At 61.3% G+C, this 3424-nt stretch carries 3 protein-coding genes; 1 reads left to right on the top strand and 2 read right to left on the bottom strand.

Annotation, left to right across the window (positions count from 1 at the left end; all coding sequences use genetic code 11):
• Positions 1-469 precede the first annotated feature (469 nt).
• A complete protein-coding gene (locus H7C86_RS05195) occupies positions 470-1603 on the top strand; it encodes a diguanylate cyclase (protein WP_020969633.1) in 1134 nt (377 codons plus the stop codon).
• Here the strand turns inward: H7C86_RS05195 and H7C86_RS05200 are convergent.
• Together H7C86_RS05200 and H7C86_RS05205 are read right to left on the bottom strand one after the other, a co-directional pair.
• Positions 1592-2065, bottom strand: a complete 474-nt coding sequence (locus H7C86_RS05200) for a DUF5709 domain-containing protein (protein ID WP_019748468.1) — start codon at positions 2063-2065, stop codon at positions 1592-1594. The genes H7C86_RS05195 and H7C86_RS05200 overlap by 12 nt on opposite strands.
• Before the next feature lie 73 nt (positions 2066-2138).
• A complete protein-coding gene (locus tag H7C86_RS05205) occupies positions 2139-3314 on the bottom strand; it encodes a lipase family protein (protein WP_254664956.1) in 1176 nt (391 codons plus the stop codon).
• Positions 3315-3424 lie beyond the last annotated feature (110 nt).

Below are 3424 nucleotides of genomic sequence, written 5' to 3' on the forward strand. Positions count from 1 at the left end.
CAGGCTGACGGGGGACGTCCGAATACCCATTACTTGACATAATGTAGATTATCGGCAAATTGTCGACCTGGCGATATCGGCTCCTGATCCGTTTCCTGCGTCGTCGATCCGTAGATGTATCTGTCGACCATTCGCGTGCTTCCACCCTGGACCGCTGGACGCATTGTGTGAGCTGATCATCTTGGCGTGCCCGTCGTCGGACAATCAATCGTCGATCGCCGTCCGACCCCGGCCGGCCACCGAGCCGCCCTGCCGCTCAGGTGTCCAGGCCGCGCGGCAGGCCGCCTGACGCGGGTTGATGTTGATGGATGAGTCTCGCCCACTCCCAGCCATCCCGCCCCAATTCGTCACTGTGACGTATTGGGGACGACAGGCTGCGAGCGGGTGCAGTTCCATTGTCATCGCCACGGACTACTATCGCCGCATGTGTTTTATTTCGACCGGCCGCTTCGAATGATCAGTGGCCGCGATGAGTGACACACCCAAGGCCGTGCACCGCTGGCTTGCAGTGCCAGACCAGTTCGACCGATTCACGCGATTCTTGCGCGACAACGGAATTCTGATGCCGACTCGGATAGGCATCGGCATATTGGTTTTCCTCCTGGGAGTCACGATTCTGCTGAAGCGACTGGGCACCCATTCGGTACAGACCATCGGATTTCCGTTGGACGTCGTCATCGCAGTGCTCGTGATGATCGGCGGAACAGCGCTGCCGTTCACCGCGACGACCCGGGAACGGTCGTACCTTTTCGTCATCGCGGGCGACCTCGCTGTCGCGGTGATCGTGCTGGCGGAGGCCAATCCGGATCAAAGGCTGCTGGGGTGCCTCGTCTTCGGACTCGTCGGCTCGTACATAGCGTTCTTTCACAATCTTCGAGCGCAGCTGTGGCACCTGCTGTTTTCCGGGGCGGTCATCGTTATCGCCAGCATTGGCGTGTTCACCGATGTACCTTCCGGCCTGTCAGACGTCCTGGGACGCATTGCCTTTGCCATCCCTGTCATCACCGTCATACCGGTCGTCACGCAGATTGCTCTGGCGCTCCTGAGCAACGACGCTCAAAGCTCCGAACTCGATCCGTTGACGGACCTGCTGAATCGGCGCGGACTCTCACGGCGGACTTCCGAACTCCTGCAAGCGAAATCCAGCCTCGACCAGTCCTTGCTGGTGGTGGTGATCGACATCGACAATTTCAAACACTTCAACGACACCTACGGTCACGACGTCGGCGACCGCGTCATCCTGCGCACGGCGTATCGACTCCACGACTGGGCCAGATCGGACGCAGCGATCGCTCGTATCGGCGGTGACGAGTTCGTCGTCGTTCAGATCATGCCGTTGCCGTACGTCGGCGACTTGCTCGCACGGATCGCCCCCATCATGAACTCCCCTACGGGCGAACCACTCTCGACGACAAGCATCGGCATAGCCATACACAACGGCGGCTGGCCAGACGTGCAAGCAGCAGAAAGTGGCGTTCACGATCTACATCGCCTAGCCGATTCGGCGATGTACGAAAGCAAGAGGATGGGTGGAAATCACGTCCACTCCATCGTTCTCACCGATCAACAGCCACAACAGTCAGGCGGTCGGTCAGTCGTCTGATTCTTCGATCAGATGCATCGCGGCTTCCTCCGCCGACGCTGCGCCGCCGTCGATTCCGACGTCTCCGGCAATGAGTTCGCTTTCCTCGTCCTCGTATCGGCCCTCGTCTTCGGCAACGAGACGCCCGACGCGGCGATTTCCGACTTCGTCACCGTTCGGGAATTCTTCTTCCCGTTCGAATTCGTCGGCATCTGCCGGATCCTTCAGGGGATCTCCCAGTGACGCGTACGGATCAGGTTCTTCCTCGGCCAGGCGCTCGTCGAGGGTCTCCCCCGCCGATTCTTCACTGCCGGTCAACCCGTGAGCGTCCAGGCCCAATGGGCGTTCCGGTGGTGAGATTCCCTCGTCGAGAATGTCGTCCACGCCTCGATCGATCAGGGTGTCTTCGGGTTGAAGCTGGTCGTCGGGATCGAGACTGTAATCGCCATTGCCGGCCGCGCCGGTGTCATCCGTGTCGCTCATACGATCAACGATGCCACGGGCACACCGAGTTGGCCATGTGCCGCGCCTGCTCGATACATCACTCCGGAGACATTCAGCACGAACGCGGGGCCGGCACTCCGTCGAACCGGTCCTGCAGGTACTCGAACGCGGTGGGCAGGCCGAGGACCGCAGTGGTGAGGTGGTCCGGGCTGGGGAACAGCTGAGATTGAACCGTGGCTCCGGCGGCGCAGTACCGAGAAATCGTGTTGACCACCGAATCGATGGGGATAAGGACGTCGTCGGGGGTGTGCCATTCGAATACCGGGGCAGTCGGCACACCCGGATAGAGTTCGACGCTGTTGTCGTCCATAACCTTTCGCACTTCGGGGCTGGACAACAGGGAAGTCGACGTCGACACCTGGGAAGCGCTGCGTCCTGCGCCAACTCTCAGGATGTCGTTGGTGCACGCGTTGGTGAGTTCGGTCCGCATCGACCGACCGAGGTCGTTGAGTTGATTACTCAGCGGAAGAAGATCGGGGTACTCGCGTTCGAGGCCCATTGCTGCGGCGAACGCGAGGCCGAATGCCGGGTGCGGATCCTGTCCGAGGCCGTTGGCCATCTTGGACAGATTCATCGGAACGCCGCCCTCGGCTACACCGACGAGGTTGACCTCGGGTGCGTAGCTCGGGGCCAGTGCGGCCGCCCACGCGGTGGCCATGCCGCCGCCGGAGTAACCGGCAATACCGACTGGGCTGGCGCCACTACGCAATTCGGAGATTTTCTGAACGGCGCGGATACCGTCGAGCGTGATCTGTCCGCCCAGGCGCGCGGCGCCGTAGGCGCTGTTGGGTCCGAGATGGTCGGGAAGGGCAATGGTCCATCCACGTTGAAGCGCGACGTTGAGGATGGGCGCTTCACGGATGACGATGTTGGGATCCGATGCGTAAAGCGCGCGAGATGGCGCACATCCCGTTCCGAGTGCGTTGACGATGTGCTGATAGGAGAGCAACGGGCCGTCTTGCGCTTGATTCGGCGGGACCAGAATCGTGCTGACCGCGGCGATCGGCTTGTTCTCGGAGTTCGTGGACCGATAACTGACCTGCCAGATCGCGACACCAGGGAAAGTCATCAGGTCAGGGGCCCGGCGCACGGAGATCGGCGTGCCGGCGGTCCCTTCGGCCGCTGCTTGCGAATAGAACGGGTCAGGGTCCGGTGCCGGATATGCGGGATCTGCTTGTGCAGTCCACCCGGAGAGAAGTGCGGCAGTCAGTGCAGCAGCAGTCAGCATCGATCCGGTAAACACGCGTCTGGTTCGCAGTTTCAACGTTTTCCCCTCGTCCGGACCCACCCGGGGTCCATCACCCTGTGTGTTTCACTCATACCCATGTCGAACCTGGT

It is taken from the genome of Rhodococcus sp. UFZ-B548, assembly GCF_903819475.1.
Lineage (GTDB): Bacteria > Actinomycetota > Actinomycetes > Mycobacteriales > Mycobacteriaceae > Rhodococcus_F > Rhodococcus_F erythropolis.

Bases quoted from the DNA above. Each gene is read 5' to 3' on its own strand.
- H7C86_RS05200 (WP_019748468.1), bottom strand. From the start codon at position 2,065: ATGAGCGACACGGATGACACCGGCGCGGCCGGCAATGGCGATTACAGT.
- H7C86_RS05195 (WP_020969633.1), top strand. From the start codon at position 470: ATGAGTGACACACCCAAGGCCGTGCACCGCTGGCTTGCAGTGCCAGAC.
- H7C86_RS05205 (WP_254664956.1), bottom strand. From the start codon at position 3,314: ATGCTGACTGCTGCTGCACTGACTGCCGCACTTCTCTCCGGGTGGACT.